The organism is Thalassotalea agarivorans, assembly GCF_030295955.1.
GTDB lineage: Bacteria > Pseudomonadota > Gammaproteobacteria > Enterobacterales > Alteromonadaceae > Thalassotalea_D > Thalassotalea_D agarivorans.
The window spans coordinates 3231741-3253274 of sequence record NZ_AP027363.1; the positions used below are offsets into that span (position 1 = coordinate 3231741).

At 42.9% G+C, this 21534-nt stretch carries 17 protein-coding genes and 1 pseudogene; 9 read left to right on the forward strand and 9 right to left on the reverse strand.

All coding sequences use genetic code 11. The annotated features are described in order from the left end of the window. Positions 1-24 precede the first annotated feature (24 nt). Positions 25-876 carry a MurR/RpiR family transcriptional regulator gene (locus QUD85_RS14800; RefSeq protein WP_093328736.1) on the forward strand — a complete coding sequence of 284 codons (852 nt, stop codon included), beginning with the start codon at positions 25-27 and terminating at the stop codon, positions 874-876. A gap of 12 nt (positions 877-888) precedes the next feature. Here the strand turns inward: QUD85_RS14800 and QUD85_RS14805 are convergent, their stop codons facing one another. The 4 genes and pseudogenes from QUD85_RS14805 to QUD85_RS14820 all read right to left on the reverse strand — a co-directional run bounded on the left by QUD85_RS14805 (position 889) and on the right by QUD85_RS14820 (position 5482). Beyond that, entirely contained in the window at positions 889-2052 is a 1164-nt protein-coding gene (locus QUD85_RS14805; protein WP_093328737.1) for an exo-beta-N-acetylmuramidase NamZ family protein, read from the reverse strand. Further along, positions 2049-2957: an N-acetylmuramic acid 6-phosphate etherase gene (gene murQ, locus QUD85_RS14810; protein ID WP_407705101.1), complete on the reverse strand. Its 909-nt coding sequence runs from the start codon at positions 2955-2957 to the stop codon at positions 2049-2051. The genes QUD85_RS14805 and murQ overlap by 4 nt, the downstream gene beginning before the upstream one ends. A gap of 183 nt (positions 2958-3140) precedes the next feature. Then, positions 3141-3896, reverse strand: a pseudogene (locus tag QUD85_RS14815) (BadF/BadG/BcrA/BcrD ATPase family protein); the annotation flags it as partial. Further along, positions 3893-5482: a sodium:solute symporter gene (locus tag QUD85_RS14820; RefSeq protein ID WP_093328739.1), complete on the reverse strand. Its 1590-nt coding sequence runs from the start codon at positions 5480-5482 to the stop codon at positions 3893-3895. The pseudogene QUD85_RS14815 and the gene QUD85_RS14820, both read right to left, overlap by 4 nt. 94 nt (positions 5483-5576) lie before the next feature. Here QUD85_RS14820 and QUD85_RS14825 point away from each other — a divergent pair, with 94 nt between their 5' ends. The 7 genes from QUD85_RS14825 (at position 5577) to QUD85_RS14855 (ending at position 15208) form a co-directional block, all read left to right on the forward strand. Beyond that, positions 5577-7445 carry a glycoside hydrolase family 3 N-terminal domain-containing protein gene (locus QUD85_RS14825; protein WP_245732088.1) on the forward strand — a complete coding sequence of 623 codons (1869 nt, stop codon included), beginning with the start codon at positions 5577-5579 and terminating at the stop codon, positions 7443-7445. Continuing rightward, on the forward strand, positions 7445-8638 hold the full coding sequence (locus QUD85_RS14830) for an acyltransferase family protein (RefSeq protein WP_093328740.1): 1194 nt from the start codon (positions 7445-7447) through the stop codon (positions 8636-8638). The genes QUD85_RS14825 and QUD85_RS14830 overlap by 1 nt, the downstream gene beginning before the upstream one ends. A 2-nt stretch (positions 8639-8640) precedes the next feature. After that, positions 8641-11526 (forward strand): FAD-binding and (Fe-S)-binding domain-containing protein, encoded by a 2886-nt coding sequence (locus QUD85_RS14835; protein ID WP_245732089.1) that lies wholly within the window; start codon positions 8641-8643, stop codon positions 11524-11526. Positions 11527-11600: 74 nt separating this feature from the next. Beyond that, positions 11601-12479 (forward strand): N-acetylmuramoyl-L-alanine amidase, encoded by an 879-nt coding sequence (locus QUD85_RS14840; protein WP_218139586.1) that lies wholly within the window; start codon positions 11601-11603, stop codon positions 12477-12479. Between the two features lie 68 nt (positions 12480-12547). Further along, the gene (locus QUD85_RS14845; protein WP_093328743.1) at positions 12548-13462 is read left to right on the forward strand and encodes a YeeE/YedE thiosulfate transporter family protein; all 915 of its coding nucleotides are present in this window, start codon (positions 12548-12550) and stop codon (positions 13460-13462) included. 138 nt (positions 13463-13600) lie between these two features. Then, positions 13601-14014, forward strand: coding sequence for a MerC domain-containing protein (locus tag QUD85_RS14850; protein ID WP_093328745.1), 414 nt, complete (start codon positions 13601-13603; stop codon positions 14012-14014). Positions 14015-14057: 43 nt separating this feature from the next. Then, positions 14058-15208 (forward strand): IS3 family transposase gene (locus QUD85_RS14855; RefSeq protein ID WP_286218627.1). Its coding sequence is split into 2 segments (ribosomal slippage): positions 14058-14292 and positions 14292-15208, totalling 1152 coding nucleotides; the frame shifts between segments, so codons are not numbered across the junction. A 256-nt stretch (positions 15209-15464) separates the two neighbouring features. On the opposite strand, the gene QUD85_RS14860 is transcribed toward QUD85_RS14855, so the two are convergent. Further along, the gene (locus tag QUD85_RS14860) at positions 15465-16649 is read right to left on the reverse strand and encodes a BaiN/RdsA family NAD(P)/FAD-dependent oxidoreductase (protein ID WP_093330556.1); all 1185 of its coding nucleotides are present in this window, start codon (positions 16647-16649) and stop codon (positions 15465-15467) included. A 198-nt stretch (positions 16650-16847) separates the two neighbouring features. Between QUD85_RS14860 and QUD85_RS14865 the strand changes: the two genes are divergently transcribed. After that, a complete protein-coding gene (locus tag QUD85_RS14865) occupies positions 16848-18329 on the forward strand; it encodes a DUF4397 domain-containing protein (protein WP_093330559.1) in 1482 nt (493 codons plus the stop codon). A 296-nt stretch (positions 18330-18625) separates the two neighbouring features. Here the strand turns inward: QUD85_RS14865 and ftnA are convergent, their stop codons facing one another. From ftnA to QUD85_RS14885, 4 genes are all read right to left on the reverse strand, one after another. Beyond that, positions 18626-19153: a non-heme ferritin gene (ftnA, locus tag QUD85_RS14870; RefSeq protein WP_093330562.1), complete on the reverse strand. Its 528-nt coding sequence runs from the start codon at positions 19151-19153 to the stop codon at positions 18626-18628. A 134-nt stretch (positions 19154-19287) separates the two neighbouring features. Then, the gene (locus tag QUD85_RS14875) at positions 19288-19569 is read right to left on the reverse strand and encodes a hypothetical protein (protein WP_093330564.1); all 282 of its coding nucleotides are present in this window, start codon (positions 19567-19569) and stop codon (positions 19288-19290) included. 17 nt (positions 19570-19586) lie between these two features. Next, positions 19587-20060, reverse strand: a complete 474-nt coding sequence (locus QUD85_RS14880) for a peroxiredoxin (protein WP_093330567.1) — start codon at positions 20058-20060, stop codon at positions 19587-19589. 117 nt (positions 20061-20177) lie between these two features. Next, the gene (locus QUD85_RS14885; RefSeq protein ID WP_245732125.1) at positions 20178-21464 is read right to left on the reverse strand and encodes a S8 family peptidase; all 1287 of its coding nucleotides are present in this window, start codon (positions 21462-21464) and stop codon (positions 20178-20180) included. Positions 21465-21534 lie beyond the last annotated feature (70 nt).

The window sequence follows — 21534 nt, forward strand, 5'->3', positions numbered from 1 at the left end:
TCAATCACATTCTAGGTAGGCGCTGTGTCTGTCCTCGTTAAAATAAGAACAATTAAAGATTCGCTCACTAACAATGAAACAAAGATCGCTGATTTTGCATTGCGCTCGCCTCAGATGATCAAGGACTTGTCGTCTCAAAAACTAGGTGTGTTAGTTGGCGTTAGCCAATCAAGTATTGTCAAATTTACACAGAAGCTTGGCTACAAAGGCTATACCGATTTTAAATTTGCATTAGTTGAAGCGGCCAATCAACAAAGCGATGAAGTCCCGCTTCATGGTGATATCACCACCAGTGATTCATTTTCACAGCTCAACAAAAAGTTACTAGCGAATAAAGTTAAAGCGCTTAATGAAACCTCTGGTTTGAATGAAGCAGATAAGCTTGAACACGCGATAAAAACCATATTGTCTGCCAAACGTATTTTAGTTGCAGGTATCGGTGCATCGGGGTTAGTCGCCAAAGACTTTAGTCATAAATTGCAAAAAATTGGTAAACCTGCCTTTGCCGAGCCAAGTGGTCATATCCAACTAGCAGGCGTTGCTACTTTTGGTGAAGATGATTTAGTGATTTGTCTCAGTGAATCTGGTACTACACCAGATATTGTGGCTGCAGCAGAACTTGCTAAGAAAGTTGGCGCCAATGTAATTTCTATTACCCGTTATAGCGAAAACCCTTTGATAAAATCTGCGGATGTTGCACTTTATACAGTTGCTGAGTCATCTTCTATGAGGCTCTCTTCGATAGTAGCGCGTACCAGCCAAGAGTTTGTTATTGATTTGCTGTTTATTGGGCTAACTCAGACTTCTCGTAAATCGAGAAAGTATGTTGAACAATCCAACCAAGCTGTAGAACAATTTGTAAAACGAAAGAAGTAACAAACTTAGGACTTAACGATATAGTAAGTACTTGTTTCTCATTTGTTTAAATTTAGACAAGCCAGGCTGCCAGCTTGCTTTAATTTGTGCTTCGCTTTCGCCGCTTTCTATCGCTTTGCGGAGTTTATCTGTGCCCGCCAACTTGTCAAAAAAGTCCGGCATGCTAAAAAAGGTCAACTGTTTTTGCTGAAATGCTTGATGCCAACGAATAAGCGGCGCAAGCTGCAAGCCACGCATGGATGAATGGCGTAAATCTTCACCATACAATGTTTTGCCTTCAAGTTTGGGATATTTAGCTGCACCGGCTATAGATCGCGGCGTAAAACTAAAGTCACCCACATAGGCGCTATCATGACCGATTACTTGAAAAGGAAAATCTGTACCTCTGCCTATACTGACAGGCGTTCCTTCAAAGAAGCAAAGCGATGGATAAAGTGCGATTGCTTGGTCATTCGGCAAATTAGGGCTCGGTTTAATGGGCAAAGAATAAGGCATTTCGCGCTGATAATGCTGCATCGCGACCGTATGAAGCCGCAGTGGCTTTTCAGCCTGTAGCCACTTTTCACCAACAATCATGTTGGCGATTTCCGCTACCGTCATGCCGTGTAAAACAGGGATCGGGTGCATGCCAACAAAAGACTTAAAGGCTTCTTCTCTTATTGGACCGTCAACAAAAGTGCCATTAGGATTAGGCCGGTCAAGCACCATAAACGCCACGCCATTTTCAGCAGCTGCTTCCATCATGTAGTGCATCGAGCTGATATAGGTATAAAACCTCAAACCGACATCTTGAATATCAAAGATAACGATATCCATCTGTGCCATAACCTCGGCGCTCGGTTTCTTTTGCTTACCATAAATAGATACGATCGGGATGCCTGTTTTCGCATCCATAGAAGAATCTACTTTTGCGCCAGCATCATGATCGCCCCTAAAGCCATGTTCTGGCGCAAAAATTGTCGTGACATTAACCTGATGCGCCAACAATACGTCAACTAAATGGCGGTTACCTATTACAGACGTTTGATTAACCAATAAGCCTACACGTTTGTTTTTTAACAAAGGTAGGTAACGTTGGATTTGCTCAGCGCCTGTTTGTATCTTTTGGGAAGAAGGGTGCTGAGCATACGCAAGGCACGAGAGAAAAATGGTAAAAAATACGACGCTTAATCTCATTTTTGACAACTTTCGACCGCAGCCCTTAGAAAGCCTTGATGCGTTTCTAATAGCGCTTTTCCATGCGTTGGTTCAACGCCGGTTAAGATATGCAGTATCGCTAATTTCGCTTGATAATCGGTTAGCTCTAACGCTTGCTTAGCAGTTGCTTCGTTGCAATCTGTCGCTTGCATAACGATGCGAATCGCTCTGGCGTATAACTTTTCGTTGCTCGCGTTTACATCGACCATCAAGTTTCCGTAACTTTTTCCGCAACGAATCATGCTGGTTGTAGTGATCATGTTTAGCACCAGTTTCTGCGCTGTACCAGATTTTAATCTGGTAGAGCCGGTTAGCACTTCTGGCCCAACAAGTGGAGCGATACTAATGTCAGCATGTTTGGTGATTTCACTACCAGGGTTACAAGTAACCGCAACTGTTGCACTACCTACGTCACGCGCATAGTCTAGGGCACCGATAACATAAGGGGTGCGACCACTTGCAGCAATCCCCACAAGCACGTCATCTTTACAAAAGTTTATTGCTTTAAGATCGTTAACGCCAAGGAGCTCATTATCTTCAGCCCCTTCAACCGCTTTGCAAATTGCTTGGTGTCCACCAGCAATCAAACCAACCACTTGCTCGGAAGGCACACTAAAAGTAGGCGGACACTCGACAGCGTCTAAAATACCTAAACGACCACTAGTGCCTGCACCTATGTATATCAGTCGCGCACCTTTTTTGAACGCTGTTACTACATGCTCCACCGCCTGTTCGATTTCAGGTAAGCACTTTTCAACAGCCAAGGGGACTAATTTGTCTTCAGCATTTATTTTAGCTAACACATCTTTGGCGCTCATCAAATCGAGCCCCATGGTTTGCGCATTGCGTTCTTCAGACACCATATGATCGAGCTGTTTTAACAGCTCAGAAGTGCCTTGAACGTTGGTTTTGTCTTGTTTGGTAGCCACAATGCGTTGCTTTTCTTTGTTCAATTCTTCAACCTTTCTTTGTGCGAGCAAGCACGCTCCGTCTAGTGAGCTGCCTACAGGCAATAAACATTTGTCTTGAATCGCTTTCGATAAATACGGCAAGGTTGGTTGTGCTAACCCGCCCATCAAGACGATAGGCAGCTGCTCTGCCTGGTGTGTTAATTCAATTAATTTTTCTACGTCTGCTGCATGTTGCCGCACCAATGCCAATGCGACATTGCACCGAGGCGCTAACTTAAACACAACTTCAGCAAGCTCAGCAAAGTTAAATGGCTTAGCATTTCCTAGCCAATTAAGTATTGCCTCTTTGTCATTGCCTAATTTGTCTAGCAGAGCGCCGGTGAGTAAACTGTTTTGTTGCTGCAGATTATCAAGCTCGTCTTGAACCACTTTAACGGCATTAAAGCCAAGCTTAGCGCCGCCACCATCATCGCCAACAGGGAACCCCCAGCCACCAACAATATGCGTTTTGCCTGACGAATCCAAATATGCGCCAACAGAACCGGTACCAATAGCCACAACAGCGACAGGGCGACCATGGTTTGCGCCATACAATGACGTTGTCGCATCACTGACAATATCGAGTGCGGCAAAGGGAAAATCATTAAAAGCTCGTCGCAATTTATGCGCTTGCGACTTATTGCCAGCGCCTGCAATGCCCATAACAACAACCAAATCGCTACTTTTGCACTGCTCGATCGCCAGCAAATCGTCAATTATTTCTTTAATCGTTGCAACTGCGCCGTCAAAGTCATTGGTTAATGAGCTCGCGCCTTTGCGATCTTCAATGCGTTTGCCAGAGACTAGATGATGTAGGCACGCAATCGTTTTAGTGCCACCACCATCGATGCCTAAGATATATTGCGCGCTCATGAAACTGGTACCAATTTAGACGCTTGATTGGTTTCTATACTCGAACCTAGCATACATACTATCCAACCAACGAACGCACCTATACACAACTGATAGGTAAAGCCAAGATTAATCTGATAAGCCTGCGGCATTAAAGCTTCTTGAACATATGGTTGAAAGAAAAGCGTTACCGCAAAGCCACTAATTAATGCCCAAGTTACCGAGCGACTATTACCGCGTTGACTAAACACAGCAGTGAAGAAAACACCCAATAGTCCACTATATGAAAATACCATTACGCTCAGTGCAAACGCCAACAATGGCATGTCACTATACTGCTGCCAATAGAAACATAATACCGCCATACTCGCCAAAGCAAATGCGACCAGTACCATACTCACTTGCCCTGCCTTAACAAAGTGGCTTTCTGAATGCGCCAAACCCTGCTTTTTCGTCCATGGTTTATACAAATCCATCACCAAGACAGAGGACATAGAGTTCAAACCTGAATTTAGTGTCGATAGCGCCGCTGCTATCACACCTATTGTCACAAAACCTTTAATACCCGCTGGAATTTCATTGAGCACGTAAAACATAAACACTGTGACGTTTTCACCCGAGAAAACAGGTACGCTGCCATCGGCAGACATGCCAGCCATTAGGTCAGGTCTTTGGAAATAAATGTAAAGCAGTGAGCCTATTGCGATAAACAGCGCCATGACAGGAATCACAAGCACAACAGACATTAGCATTGCCTTGCTACCTTCTTTTGCTGATTTGCAAGTAAGCACGCGTTGCGTCATATCTTGGTCTAATCCAAACGCTGCAATATTAAGTAGCACAAAACCTGTTAATGCAGACCAAAAGGTAAAAACACCGTTTGCTGTAAAATCGAGATCAAAATTCAATAAGGTTAGTTTTGACGCGCCGCCATCGTCAGGCTGTTGCAGCGCAGTTACTACCGTCGAAAAATCTGCTGGAATGGTAATAATCAAACAATAAAGCACTAGTACAGCAGCACTCACATAGACTATACACTGCAGCACATCACTAAAAATAACGGTTCTTATGCCGCCAATAACTGAATAGATAAGGCCAATAAATGCTAAAAGTACAGTGGCTAACACAACATGATTAGCCGCGATGTCGTTAAATATGATCATAGAAACGGCGATTGCCGCCATATAAAGGCGAGCGCCGCTGGCAAAAACGCGACCGAATAGATAAAGCAAACCAGCACGCTTTTTCGCCGCTTCACCAAATCGCACAGCCAGTAATTCGTAAACAGTGGTCACCTTATGCTGATAAAACCTTGGCATTAAAAACGTCGCTACAAAAAAAGCAGCGATAAAAGCGCCTATATTGGTGACCAGATAGGAAAAGTCGCCTCGATAGCCCTGATCTGGCCCACCTAAAAAGGTTGCAGCCGATTGCGATGTCGCCAACACAGAAACCGCAACAACCCACACGGGCATCGTGTTGCCACCCAAGAAATAGTCTTGCGTATTCGCAGATTTTTTGCGATTAAAATACCAACCTGTTATCGCCAGAATACTCAGGTAAATAGCGAATACTAACCAGTCAGCGAAAGCAAAATGATTGACCATGACTTAATAATTCATAATAATGATGTAGATAAGAATATATAATTCCTTTAGTATAATCAAACGAATAATAAATAATCTTTAGGTAAAGCTTTCCATGCGCAATACAATGCCAGTTTATGCTGTTTTTTCGATTCTTGTTAGCTTGCTTATCCTTGGTTGCAACACTGCAGCTGAGCAACAAGAAAAAGCAGCTTTGCGTGCTGCGCTTGCTCAAAAGATAGCGCTCGATTTTCGCTACTATTGTAAAACTACACCTGCAAAAAACCAGCGCTGCACTATGCCGCTTACCGAACTGCCAGAAGAATTGGCAGATATGATCTCGCGCACAAATTTAGGGGGCGTGATCTTGTTTGCAGAAAACCTCGTGGATATTCCACAAATGGTGAAACTTAATTATCAACTGCAATCTGCTGCCCTAGCTTCTTCAAGTAAACAACCTCTATTTATTACCGTTGATCAAGAAGGTGGGCGAGTAGCACGCGTGCCAAGGCATCTTTCAACCCCTTTTATAGGCTCAATGGGTATCGGCGCAACGTATAAAGCGCACGATGTCGCCTATGCACAAAAAACGGGTACCGTGATAGGACAAGAACTGCATGCGTTAGGATTTAGTGTAAACCATGCGCCAAATGTTGATGTGAATGTAAATCCAGACAACCCTGTGATTAACGTGCGCTCTTTCGGTGAAGATGCAAAGATTGTCTCTATACTTGGCAATGCCCAGCTAATAGCCATGCAACAACAAGGCATTATTGGCACGTTAAAACATTTCCCTGGGCATGGTGACACGCATGTGGATAGTCATACCGGTCTACCTAGAGTGGAGCATACAAAGGAACAGATTAAAGCCGTTGACCTAGCGCCTTTTGCCTATGCAATAAAACAAGGTAATGCCCATATCATCATGACAGCTCACATTCAATACCCAGCATTAGACTCTTCTACCTTTGTTGCCAAGTCGGGAAAAACCATGATTAAGCCAGCCACGATGTCAAAAACCATTTTGACTGATTTGTTGCGCAATGACATGGGGTTTAACGGGCTAATTATCACCGATGCGCTTGATATGGCAGGGATAAGTGAGTTTTTTACGCCTGAACAAGCAGTATTAGAGACGTTTAAAGCGGGCAGTGATATTGCCTTGATGCCGATCGCGATCCGCTCGCCAACAGACATTACACGTTTCGATCAGTTATTAGATTCATTAGTTGATCATGTAGTTGCAGGTGAGCTTGAACCACAGCACATTTTACAATCAGTGAATCGTATCAATTCACTCAAGCAATCTTTCAATATTGCCGCTTGGCATCAAAATCCTTTAGATACGCTAACAGCAAAAGCGACTCAGACATTAGCCAATGATAATCATAAAGCACTAGAGCAAGCGTTAGCGGATGATGCATTAGTGGTCTACAAAGGAGCGGAGCGTATTGTGAAAACAGACCGCGCGCTGATGCTGGTGATGCCCGATAAAACCAAATGTAATGCATTAGAAACCGCTTTAAAGGCGCAGCGCACATGGCAAAAGCTGACTTGTACAACGCTCTATGAAGTTAATGAAAATCAATCGACTGACACGTTTAGTGAATTTGATTCTTTACTGATTGCTTCTATTTCACCTAACCAAAGCGCAGCTGAACTTGGCGGTATGGAAGACTTAAAATATTTAAAAGAAATTAATATGCCGTTAGCACAAAAGCAAACCAAGATCGCTCAGCTGCTCAGGCAGGCCAAAGCGGCTGGAAAGGAAACCCTTTTTGTGAGCCTAAGAGCGCCTTATGAAATGACACACTACGCCGAGAATGCAGATATTCTTATTGCAACGTTTGGCTACAATGCTCACACAGAGCTTGACAGTAAAGGCAATTTAACGGCTTACGGTTTGTCTTACAGCGCGCTCGCGCGATTGCTCAGTGGTGACATCATTGCTAGCGGCTCCTCACCAGTAACGGTAGCGCAATAATGTGGTCTGCATATGTTGAAACAATAAAGAGCAACATTAATCCTAGTCGTTTACTTGCGTTAGATGTGCTGCGCGGCATAACGATTACGGCGATGATATTGGTCAACAATCCTGGTAGTTGGGGCCACATTTATGCGCCGCTGCAGCATGCAAAATGGCATGGCTATACGCCGACAGACCTTATCTTCCCGTTTTTCATCTTTATCGTCGGTATCTCTATTCATATTGTGGTGAATCGAGAACTTGCCATAGGGTCAAGCAAAACGGCTTTATTCAAGCATGCCTGCATTAGAGCGCTGAAACTGTTTACCTTAGGTTTATTCTTAGCGCTCTTTTATTACAACTTTCAGCAAAGTGATTTCGATTGGTGGCAGCAACAAGTAACGCAGATACGCATCATGGGGGTGCTGCAACGCATTGCGCTGGTTTACCTGTTAACCGTATTGATTGTGATGTGGCTAAGCCAGCGCTCGACGTATCTACTCACAGCCGCGATATTGTTATTGTATTGGGCGATGCTAGCATGGGTACCCTATAGCGATGCGACCGGACTCACCTACGTTGGCGAACTTGAGTTTGGCAATAATTTTTCTGCTTTCATCGACCATATGGTGCTGACGCCAGCACACGTTTACTATCCCGAAGCTACACCTTTTGCCTTTGATCCTGAGGGGCTGCTAAGTACCTTGCCTGCCATAGCAACCTGCTTATTTGGTGTGTTTGCAGGAAAATTACTGACCGAAAAACGCTATTCAACCAGCACAAAAGCATGGTACTCGATGATAGTTGGTATCGCTTTGTTAGCGCTAGGTTATATTTGGTCATTACACTTTCCTTTTAATAAACCGTTGTGGACGTCGAGTTATGTCTTAATGAGTGCAGGTTGGGCATTTTTAAGTTTAGCTATTCTGACCTATATTATTGATATAAAGCGCTATCAAAATTGGAGCTTGCCGTTTGTGGTGTTTGGCGCCAATGCAATTTTCTTTTTTATGTTTTCGGGTGTCGTCGCGCGCATTCTGGTGATGATACCTGTTGGCGATAGCCAGCTTAAGGCTTGGTTGTTTAACCATTATTTTGCGCCGCTTTTTGGTAACCTAAATGGTTCCTTGGCCTTTGCGCTCTGTTTTTTACTAGTGTCTTATGGCGTTATGCACTACCTATACGTTCGAAAAATCTTCTTTAAGGTATAACTGTGAGCGAATCTATTTCTCCATCTATCACCCGTTTTGTGCAGTTGTTGCGACCGCAGTTTAACGCTGATGCATTAATCACTGACTATAGTCGACGTTTCGCCTATGGCACCGACGCCAGCTTCTATCGAATGGTGCCAAAACTTATCGTGGTTGTAGATGACATAGCGCAAATGCAATTCTTGTTGCGTTGCGCCTATGTGTGTCATGTTCCCGTGACCTTTCGTGCGGCTGGCACCAGCTTATCAGGGCAAGCAATTACCGATTCTGTACTTATTTTACTGTCTGACAATTGGCAAGATTTATCGGTCAGTGAAGAAGGCAATACGGTTAAGTTACAGCCAAATATTATCGGCGCGAGTGCCAATAGAGCGTTGGCCCCTTACGCTAAAAAAATAGGCCCCGATCCCGCATCTATTAATAGTTGTAAAATCGGCGGTATTGTTGCTAACAATGCCTCTGGTATGTGTTGCGGCGTAAAGCACAACAGTTACCATACGGTTAAGGATATGACCATTGTCTTTGCAGACGGTAGCCTATTAGATACCAGTAATATAGAAAGTATTGGTCAGTTCAAACATCAACATAAAGCACTTGTAGCATCGATAGAAGCGCTTGCACAGCAAGTCAAACACGATAAAGCGTTGAGTCAGCTGATTAGTCATAAATATCGCCTGAAAAACACTACGGGTTACGGCATTAATGCCCTGCGCGATTTTAGTGATGGTATCGACATTATTAAGCATCTATTAGTGGGCAGTGAAGGTACGCTTGGTTTTATTGCCGACGTAACTTATCACACTGTTGATGACCCGCAGCACAAGGCTACCGGGTTGTTTGTGTTTAACGATATTGAAGCCGCTTGTGCACAGATCCCTAAACTTGCGGCGTTCGATGTTAATGCCGTTGAATTATTAGATAAGCGCTCTCTTATGGCGGTTAAGCATCACCACATAATGCCAGAGAATATTGAGGCATTGGCGGAAGATGGCGCAGCCCTGCTAATTGAACTCAGTGGCGACAATGCCAAGCAATTAAAACAAGTTATTGGCGAAGTGAATGCACTGTTTGATATCAATAAATCAGCACTGTTTGAAACCATCGCCTTTACCACAGATCCACAGTTGTACCAGCAATTATGGAATATTCGTAAAGGGACATTTCCTGCCGTTGGTGCAAACCGCGCATCAGATACAACCGTCATTATTGAAGACGTATCGTTTCCTTTAGCGGATCTCGCTGCTGGTGTTAAAGCCTTACATCAATTGTTTGATCAGTTTGGATATAGTGAAGCCCTTATTTTTGGGCATGCTCTCGTTGGCAACTTGCACTTTGTGTTTACTCAACGCTTTGACAGTGACGCGGAGATACAGCGGTACGATCAATTTATGCACGCCGTCGCTCAAGTGGTGGCTAAACAGTTCGGTGGTGCGCTAAAAGCGGAACACGGTACTGGTCGAAATATGGCGCCGTTTGTTGCATTTGAGTGGGGGGAACAGGCCTATCAGTTGATGAAAGAAATCAAACAAACCTTTGATCCAACCGATATTCTAAATCCAGGCGTGATTATCAATTCCAACGCAAACGCGCATATTGAGCACCTTAAACTGTTGCCAAAAGCACACGATATTATCGATAAGTGTATTGAATGTGGCTTTTGTGAATCCGTATGTCCTTCACGCGGGTATACGCTAACACCGCGTCAGCGTATCACTGTTTGGCGCCAAATTGTCTGGCTTGAAACCCAAATAAATCTTCATGATTCACAACATCCAAATTTCTCGCAGTGGCAAACCGAGCTTGATGCTTTATCAAAAGACTATGACTTCCTAGCGATAGATAGCTGCGCAGCTACCGGGCTTTGTGGACTTGAATGCCCTGTAGGTATCAATACAGGGGAGTTTGTTAAAACCATGCGCAGTGAAGTTTTTGCGCAAAAATCGGCGTCTCGATTTGTTTCAAAACAAGTCGCCAACCACTTTGAAGGCACATCAACCATTGCACGCTTTGGGCTAAATACGCTTGGTGTCGCTAAGTCAATCTTGCCCGAAAGCGCGATAGCTGCGACACAAAATGCACTTTCTTCTATTACAGGCAATATCGTTCCTCAATATCATAGTGCATTGCCCAGCGGCGCAAGTCGTTATGCAGCAATACGAGAGGCTAACGGAGAAAACACCGTAGTGTACTTTCCCTCGTGTGCCGGCCGTATTTTTGGTCCTGATCAAGGAGCACAAGACCAACGTTCAATCCAAGCTGCTGTAATCTCGGTGTTAAATAAAGCCGGTTACTCTGTGATTGTGCCTGAGCAATCTGCCAAACATTGTTGTTCAATGCCTTGGTCAAGCAAAGGCGATAAAGAAACGGCTGACAAAGTTGCCGCCGATACCTCACTGATGCTTTTACAGGCAAGCGAACATGGCAAGTTACCCATTATTACCGACGCAAGCCCATGTGCATTGCAATTTGAGCAAAGTGGAGCGATAGAAGTTATAGAATTGTCTGCATTTTTATCAACGCATGTCGTCGATAAATTAGAGATTAATACAGTAGAAGACAGTATCGCACTGCATATCACTTGCAGCACTAAAAGACAGAAAAACGAGCAACATCTCGTCAACATTGCTCGCTTATGTAGCAGCAATGTCGTTATACCAAATGACATTGAATGCTGTGGTTTCGCAGGTGACAAAGGCTTGTTTCAACCAGCGTTAAATGCCAACGCGTTGAAGCCACTTAAAGCGCAAATTCCAGAAGATTGCACTTTAGGCATTTCCAATAGCAGAACGTGCGAAATAGGCTTAAGCAAACACAGCGGTATTAGCTACCAATCGATCATATATCTACTCGACAAAGTGTCGCTATCAAAACAACAAAAGGCGCATTAATGCATTTACTTAGACGTTCATTAATATTATTTATTTGTTGCATATTAGGTGCGTGTGCCACCAAAAAACAGAGCGTGAACCAGCAACATGTTTCTGAAAACTATAATACTCGCGTAAAATTTTTGGTAGTTCACTACACTGTCGGCGACTGGCAATCATCGCTCGATGTGCTAACAAAATCTTACGGGCAAGTGAGCGCACACTATCTGATCCCACAGGAATTTGACGGTAGTTATAAAGAAAAAGAACTCGAAGTCTACCAACTGGTTGATGAAAACCTAAGAGCATGGCATGCAGGTCCAAGTCAGTGGGAAAATAAACAAGGTATTAATGATCAGTCTATTGGCATAGAGTTGGTTAACAGTAGTACCTGTATTTATCAATGGCAAAACTCGACATTGGATCACCGTAATGACTACCTGTGCAATTATCACGACTTTTCACCAAAACAAATAGAGTTACTTATCGAGCTTAGTAAAGGAATATTAGCAAGGCATCCAGAAATAACACCGACTCGCGTCCTTGGTCATAGTGATATTCAAGTTGATCTAAAGTCAGACCCAGGCCCTCGCTTTCCTTGGCATACCTTGTACAAACATGGCATCGGCGCTTGGTATGACGACAACACTGTTGAAAAGTATTGGCGACTATTCACAACGAGTCAGATGCCATCGATAGCCGAGGCACAGTGTGCCTTACAAACTTATGGCTACGGCATAAAGGTAACCACCGAACATGATGAACAAAGCTTCGACCATTTTAGAGCGTTTCAATTGCATTTCAGACCTTGGTTAGTCAATGGCGAGGTTGATGTAAAAACAATGGCTCGACTATGGGCATTGCTAGAAAAGTACTTCCCAGAATCTTTGGGTGTAGACGGCGAATTACTTTCAGAATGCGAACTAATATCACCAACACCCGAAATTCAAGAGGTTCAGCAACAACAAGGCTAAGTGCTGTAATATGTTTGCAACTGCAAGGGTCTATACTTAAGTGTGCAGATCTTTGCTGAGTCTTTAACATGTTAACGTTTATTGCACTGACTCTCGCGTTTACTATTGGCTTTATCGCTCAAAAGATAGGGCTGTGTATGGTCAAAGGTGTCAGGCTTTGGTTTGAAGGTGATAAATCGTTCCTACTCGCTATTTTGTTGAGCAGTACCTTATCTTGGGTATCTGTTTTTATTGCTTATCAGTTTCAATTACCCCTGAGTTTCAATACCTATCAAGCTAACCTAAGTTTCTTTGTTGGTGGCCTATTGTTTGGTTTAGGCGCTGCATTCAACGTAGCCTGTGGCATCTCTACCTTTAACAAGCTGAGTCAAGGCCAAGGCAGAATGTTGTTTACTATCATCGGCTGGATAATCGGTTGGATTTTACTGTCGCACATTCATGTCCAGGCAGATTTAATGGCAAAAATGCTACCTGACTATCTTTTTTATAGTGGCTTCGCTGTTGTTTCTCTAATTTTGATGATTTGGGCGATAAGAGGAAACAAACAACGTTTTACACTGTGGTTTAGCATGATGAGTATTGGCGTTCTAGCCGGCCTTCTGTATCTCATCGAACCAAAATGGACACCGAGTCAGTTACTGCAAGGAATAACCCATCAATTGTTGCCAAACAATACACAAGCAACCTTTCATGCGCTGCAGGTGTTTATTTTGCTCGCTTTGATTTCAGGCATGATTCTCGCCGCTTTTAAAGATGGCACCTTTAAAGTGCAAGTGCCCAGCTTAAAACAAAGTGTTATTCATTTTATTGCCGGCATTTTAATGGGTATTGGCGCAGCACTCGCACTGGGCGGCAACGATACTCAATTACTACTCGCATTGCCTGGCGGTTCACCTGCCGGACTTGTCACCATAATCGCAATACTCATCGGTATTCGAATGGGACAACTAATCAGACGTAGCAAGTGGGTAGCCGCACACTAACACTCAATATGACAAATTTGCGCTGTTGTTGTAAAAATGATTTCCTGTATAATTGTTATATTATAACATTACATGATTATCGACTCGGGCTAATTTCAAAACTAGCTCAATAGCCAAGGCATTACATAAAGGTTAAACATGAAATTACTCTCTACATCCCTCGATAAATGGGCTATCAGCTTTTCAATGCTTTGTGTTTTACATTGTCTTGCAGTGCCGCTGTTATTGATACTCGTCCCTAGCATGAGTGTGCTGCCTCTTGAAAATGAAGCGTTTCACATAGGCATGGTCATAGCGGTAATTCCAACTAGCCTATTTGCATTAACGCTAGGATGTAAAAAACATAAACGAAAAGACTTATTGGCATACGGCTTAGTGGGCTTGTCTCTATTAGTTATCGCATTGGCGTTTGGCGAGAGTCATTTGGGCGAGTTGGGAGAAAAAACCTTAACCGTAATCGGCGCATTGATTATTGCAGCAGCCCATTTAAGAAACTTTTCTCTGTGCCAAAAAGCAGATGCATGCAAGTGTGGTAAGGCCCTAGTTCACTAAACAGTTCTTAGCTTTATAATATATAAAACTAAGAGGTGTAATAATGAGCCGTCAGCGCTATACAGAAGAATTTAAAATCCAAGCAGTCAAACAAGTAACAGAGCAAGGTCACTCGATGACTTCCGTTGCTGAGCGATTGGGAGTCAGCTACAAGTCCATTCATGATTGGGTAAAAAGATATTCCAAGCCCGCCAAGCAGCGTCAAGTAGATGATGCCCAATCTGATGAAATACGTCGCTTAAAAGCCGAATTAAAGCGGGTTACAATGGAACGTGACATCTTAAAGGAGGCCGCCGTGTACTTTGCAGGGGAGTCAAAGAAAAGTACACGTTCGTGAAATCTCGACTCAAGCAATATCCTGTCGAGTTAATGTGTCAGGTTCTTAACATCAACCGCAGTGGTTTTTATGCCTGGCAGAAAAAGCCATTGAGTAATCGTGCAATCGAAGACCAAAGGCTGTTGGGCAAGATTAAACAATTCTGGCTCGAAAGTGGCTGTACCTATGGTTATCGCAATATCACGATTGACTTGAAAAATGATGGTGAGATATGCGGTAAAAATCGCATCCATCGGATAATGCGAACCAATAAAATTAAAGCTATCAGAGGTTACAAACGCCACCGAGGCTTTGGAAATAATAAACAACATCCCGCAGCGCCTAACACTTTAAATAGGGAGTTCAAGGTGAATAAGCCCGATCAAACGTGGGTGACAGATTTCACATATATCCGCACTTACGAGGGGTGGCTATATCTCACGGTTGTGATTGACTTATTTTCTCGAAAAGTCGTTGGCTGGACGATGAAAAGCAGCCCCAAATCTGACCTAGTAATCGATGCTTTACTGATGGCCGTATGGCGTCGAAGACCACAAAGTAAGGTGCTGGTTCACTCTGATCAGGGAGTCCAATATACCTCCTCTGATTGGCGTAGCTTCTTAAAAGAGCACAACTTGGAAGCTAGCATGAGTCGGAAAGGTAATTGCCATGATAACGCCGTGGCGGAGAGCTTTTTCTCATTGCTCAAGAAGGACAGAGTTAAACGTAAGATCTATAAAACCCGTGACGAAGCAAGGGCTGAGATATTTGACTACATTGAATGTTTCTACAATTCAAAAAGAAATCATGGTACAAATGGTGGTGTTTCTCCAAACGAATTTGAGAAACGTTATTTTAAGGAGCTAGAAACTGTCTAGAATTCTGGGGCCTTACCAATCTGCATTTGGCACAAGGCAGTAGTTTTATATAAGTAGTATGAAACAATAATGAAACTCCAAGCCCTTTTACTTTTTTCGCTGAAGCATACACAAGTCGGCAGATTTTTTCTTTAGATAAAAACGAAGACATACCAATTACGCTAAAGGCTATGTTGATCCTGTTGGTTAGAAGGTATTGTATTTTTTATGTCTTCGTTTATGTTACTTAAGTCTTCGATCTAGTTTTCTATTACTACTAAACCGCTTGTCCACAAGCCCAACCGGCGCTCCACGCATATTGAAAATTGTAACCGCCGAGCCAGCCGGTTACATCGGTCACTTCACCAATAAAATAAAGCCCTGCAACTTTCTTGGCTTCAAATGTTTTTGAACTAAGTTCATCGGTGTCGACACCGCCCAATGTCACTTCCGCTGTGCGGTAACCTTCGGTGCCATTCGGTTTGATTTGCCACTGATGTAAGTAATGTGAAAGGGCGTCAATGTCAGCATTACTCAGTTGGTTAATCGCTTTGTCAGTAATTTCTTGCTGACTCACCATGGCTTCTATAAATCGTTTGGGCAATACGGTTGTTAGTATGTTTTTCAGTGATTTTTGCGGCGCATCTTGGCGCCAACCGTTAATCAACTTATCGATTGGTGTTTCGGGTAGTAAGTCTATCGTCACCGCTTCGCCTGCCTGCCAAAATGAAGATATTTGCAGTATTGCAGGCCCTGATAATCCACGGTGAGTAAACAGGATGTTTTCTTTGAAGGTCACACCGTTTTCGCTTGTCACTGTGGTTGGCACGCTAATGCCTGATAAACCATCAAATCGCTCTTTGTCGTGTTGATGTAAGGTGAAAGGTACAAGCGCTGCCGTTGTTGGCAACAAGGCTAAGCCGAACTGCTGTGCAATTTTATAGCCTATCGGTGTCGCGCCAAGTTTTGGCATGGTAAGTCCGCCACTAGCCACCACCAGTGACTGGCATTGGTAGTGATTATCTGTTGTGATCACCTCAAAGCCTTGTTCGGTTTTAGAAACCTTAAGCACTTCTGCACGCATATGCACATCGACCCCAGCCCATTCACATTCGGTCATCAGTACGTCAACAATATCTTGCGCGCCATTGTCGCAAAACAATTGCCCTAATGTTTTATGGTGGTATGGCATGCCATGACGTTCAACGAGCTCTATAAAGTCAAACTGTGTATAACGGCTTAAGCAGGATTTTACAAAATGCGGGTTTTTACAAAGATAGTTCTCTGGTGAGGCATTTTTATTGGTGAAATTACAACGACCACCTCCTGAGATTAATATTTTGCGACCAGGCTTTTTACCCATGTCTACCACTATGGTTTTTCGGCCTCGATAGCCCGCTTGTGCTGCGCACATTAGGCCAGCAGCGCCTGCGCCTATGACTAAGACATCTGTAGAGATCAAAGGTATGCCTCATGATAAAAGATGCGCTTATTATACTGGCGTTTACAGGTAGGCTCTAGCCAATTTTCCACCACCTTTGTCAATACTGTGTCAATGAATGTAAAGCTGTGTAAAGTCCCTGCTTTTGCCCGAACCATTCGTTCATTCTCCGCTCTATGTTGCTGTCTTTCACAGTAAAAATATAACGAGGTATAACATATGGTAACTCACGTAAAATATTATTCTTCTCTGCTTTTTGTTGGTGTAATACTGACGCTACTTTCTGCGTGTAGTGACGATGAATCAACATCTGCTGGACACATCACCTTTTACAACGCATCGAACAACTCGCCGGCACTTTATCTATATATTGATGACGATCTTTCCGATGAAAGTTACGAATACGTAAAGGCGCTAACCAATATTAGTTTCGCTGACATCGGGCGCGGCACCTCAATTGATGCTGCCACCTATCACTATGAGCTTTCTCGAAAAGATGATGACAGTAGTGCACGGGATGATTTGCTGCTTATCGAGCAAGGGCAGGTCGGTATATCGGGACTTTATGAAACACTATTAGTCCTCACCGGAGATATTACTACGCCTATGCTCACTGAATTCCAATATCCGATTATTGAAGATGCTGAAGATGTTGACGAAGGCCGAGCTAATGTTCGGTTTATTCAAACGATGGAATATTCGTCCAACATTGAGGTCTATATTTCCGAAGAAAATGAATCATTCGAGCAAGCAGAATTTGTCAGCACCATGAGCAATCTGTCTTTGTCTGACAATATTAAGTTCGATTACGGCTATTATCTGCTTTATTTGGTTGATAGCAATACCTCAGAAGTGTTGTTTGAATCGGATGCCTTTTATCTAACCTCAGCCGTGCAATACGTGCTTTCTATCCGTCAAAACACGGGCGTAGGTTCTTCCCCATTTATGGTGGATAAGCTTTACAACAGCACCGTAGAAACATTAAGTGAAGTTGACGCTGAATCTTCGTTAGCCCTATACAATGCGGTCCCAGAACATGAGTTACTGCCATCGTACTCTGGCTTACTAGACGGCAGTTTTAGTAACAAAGATACGCAGTATCAATATAGTGGTATCGCGTACCAAGCCATGAGCAATGAACAGGTATTAGAAAGCGGTGATTACGCCCTCTCTGTTAGCCCCAATCAGCAGGAAGACGCGATAGTGGAAAACCTATTTGTCTCTTTAGATAGCAACAGTAAACAAACACTCTTTCTTTATTTAGAAGAAGAATACGTTGACGACGACGGTGACGGCGACTACGACGAAAACAATGATGGTGTCGTTGATGAAATATCTTTAGCTTTGCGTACCTTGTTTGTAACCAACAGCCGTTCACAAAATATTTATGAGCATACGGTGTCGGTGATCAATTTAATTGATACTGACGATATTAGTTCGGTAAAAGTATATTTTGTGCGTAATAATGAAACTATCGCTAGCGCGGATTATTTGAAGAATGCATCGTATGCTTTGCCAACGAATATCACGCTACCAAACAACAGTTATGACGTTTATGTTATTGGCAAACAAGGCACAAGCGACGTATTAATTGCCAATGAAACGCTAACACTCAACGAAGAAAGCCCTGAGTTGTTTCTATTGCTAACCAAAGACTATGCAAACGACAGCCAGTATTCGCTTACATTTACAAGTCAGTAGCCAAATGCTCTAACAACTACATGGCGCTGCTTAATGTAGCGCCTTTCTCATCGTGGCAATGTAAAGAAAGGTAAATTGCAGAATTAATGGGAACTAAGTGATAAAAACGATCTCTATCGTTATAGCGCACATAAATGTTGGAGTAGTATTATGAGTAGAGTTGTTGAACGAGTGAAACAAGAATTGCCTTTTATATTTGTTGTTAGCGTTTTCACTTTTGAGTTGGCATCATTGTCGTCTTCTTTGATGCAATAAAAAAGGCCGGAAAAACCGACCTTTTCTAATTCATTTTAACATTAACCTGCTGGCGTCATGGTAGTTGTTGCACCACCTGCTTTTGCCATTTCAGCTAAATCTTTATCGACAAAGAATAACGCGTGGCCATCGTTGCCTACCAAATTAATTTTATCAAGAATGCTCTTAAACAATGTTTCTTCTTCGTGTTGCTCTGCTACATACCACTGTAGAAAATTGAACGTAGAATAGTCTTTATTCGTAAAGGCATTGTGCGCTAACTCATTAATGCGCTCGGTAATCAAACATTCATGTTTGTAGGTTTCTTCAAACAATTCTGACAAGCTACCAAATTCATGCGGCGGTGCATCAATCGCTCCAAGAATTGGCATCGCACCTGTTTCGCTAACATAGGTAAACAAACGGTTCATATGATCCATTTCTTCTAATGCATGTTTGCGCATAAACTCCGCAGCACCTTCAAAACCATTGTCTTCACACCAAGCACTCATTTGTAAGTACAAGTTTGAAGAGTAAAATTCTAAATTAATTTGTTTGTTCAGTTGCGCTGCCATTTCAGGCTTAATCATGGGGATACCTCAATAAAACGTTTAACGCATTTTAACGTTTTCGTCGCGCCGTTGCTAGAAAAAACACAAAAAACCCAATAAAAACAAAGTGATAGTTAATAAAACTTATTCTCATTTCGCTTTATCTTTTTAACCTAGCGTGCCGATTTTTCATTTTCTAGTGCTTTTTCAGTAATTTGCTCGTACAAATGCACCATTTTTGCGACAAATTCTTGATAATCAGGGTGAGACTCAGCGTAGCGATTAGCACGCTTTGCCAAATCAGCAATTTGTTCCATAAAGGTAATATCGAACTCGTTTAATGTGCCACCATCATTGACGTGCTCTTCTAAATCAAGCAGCCGAGGCAATTGATGCTGTTCAAAGTCAGTTAAAATCGTTTGCAACTTACCCAATTGTTCTTCTGTTAACGTCATGGCTCACCCCTTGTGCGTTATAGTGCGTTTAATACGTGCTCTGCTTTACTTACTTCAAATGATTTTGGTTGCTCAACAAACAAATGTGTCACTTTATTGTTCTCTATAACCATAGCATATCGTTGTGATCGTACACCGCCAAATGCGGCTGTATCGATATCTAGGCCTAACGCCTTGGTATAACTGCCGTCACCATCGGCGAGCATACGAATATGCTCCGCATTTTGCGCGTCGCCCCAAGCCGACATCACAAACGCATCATTCACCGACAAACAGATAATGTCATCTACACCTTTTGCCTTAAACTCATCTGCATGTACAACAAATCCAGGCAAGTGCGCAGCTGAACAGGTTGGCGTAAACGCGCCGGGAACAGCAAATAGAACAACCTTTTTGTTGTCAAAAAGTGTGTTCGATGAATGAGTCACCATATCGCCATCAACCAACTCTTGTAATTGCCCTGCAGGCATTAAATCGTTTTCTTTAATCATAAATCCTCTGTTGCATTCACCAGTAAAGGGATTGCTTAACTCAATTTTTAAACAATAAAAAATGCCAGAAACTATTCTGGCATTCTAATTTAATGGATTATTTTTTAAAAAACGAGATTACAGATTACTCGCATCTAAAAAATCTTCTGTATGTGGGTCACCGGTAGTATTAGAGAAACTGTTTGTGCTTTCAGCTGTTTGCAACAAGATTGCACGCACATTTTCAAACGCAGTACCGTCATTAGATTGCGTTGAAGACGATAAAATTAAAGCGGCAGCGCCTGCAACATGCGGTGATGCCATTGACGTTCCACTAGATACTGTCGTACCACCGCCTACACGCAATGATAGTACGCTTCCACCAGGTGCTGCTATTGCAACAGGTGCTGAGCTATTAGTTGTCCAAGGCGCTTGTTGATTACCCCAGTTTGAAAAACTGTTCCAATCGTCACCTTCTTTCGTTGAGCTTACAGTAATAACGGTATCTGCGTATGCCGCTGGCGTGTAATTGATTGCATTGCTGCCCTCATTTCCCGCAGCAACGACGATAACTGCACCAGCATTTCGAGCATTACACAACGCTTCATGATAGGCGTCGTTACCTGTAAAGCCAGCATTTGTACATGAACCTGAAACACCGCCGCTACCGCCAATAGACATATTTACAACAGCTGCAGAACCTCGGCTAGTAATCTCCGACGTTACCCAATCTAGCGCTGCAATTGTACTTGAATTTGGGCATGACCCTCTGCTTGTACAAATTTTAGCCGCATGAAGTGTAACTTGTGGGGCAACCCCAACGACATCAATATCATTGTCCAACGCCGCTACTGTACCACCAACATGTGTTCCATGGCCGTGGTCATCGTCCCAAGGCATATTACAGCTTTTACCTTTACAACGTTCAAAAGCCATACCGTTACCAATGTTAGCTGCAAGATCTTGATGATCTGAATCTAAACCCGTATCAAGAATATAGACGTGAACTCCATCTCCTTGATTGGTATTTTGATCTGCACCAACTCTATCAATACCCCAAGGAACTTGTTGCGGTTGCGGTGTACTGCCTCCACCACCAGGTTTACCTTTATTGATATGCTTTTCAGCATCAAACTCGATCGCTAATACTTTTGAGTTTTTTTGTAGTGAAGCTAATTTACCCGCTGTTACTGAGGCGGCAAAGCCAAAGTAAGCTGAACCATAGCTATGTTTTACACTTCCTATTCCCATGCCATTTGCTATATTTTTGGCATTTGCTTTATTGTTCTGATGTCCACTGACCGACAAAGCAGGATCTAGCTTAACGATTATATCAAGCTTCTGATCTTCCTTACCTGCATAAACATTCATAGAGGCAATCATTGCCACTAACGCTCCAAACGTTTTTATTATTTTGTTATTCATTTTCTCTCCTGTGAAAATTGTTATAAATTTGTATCAACAATATTAATACAAGGTTAATATAAGGCGAGAA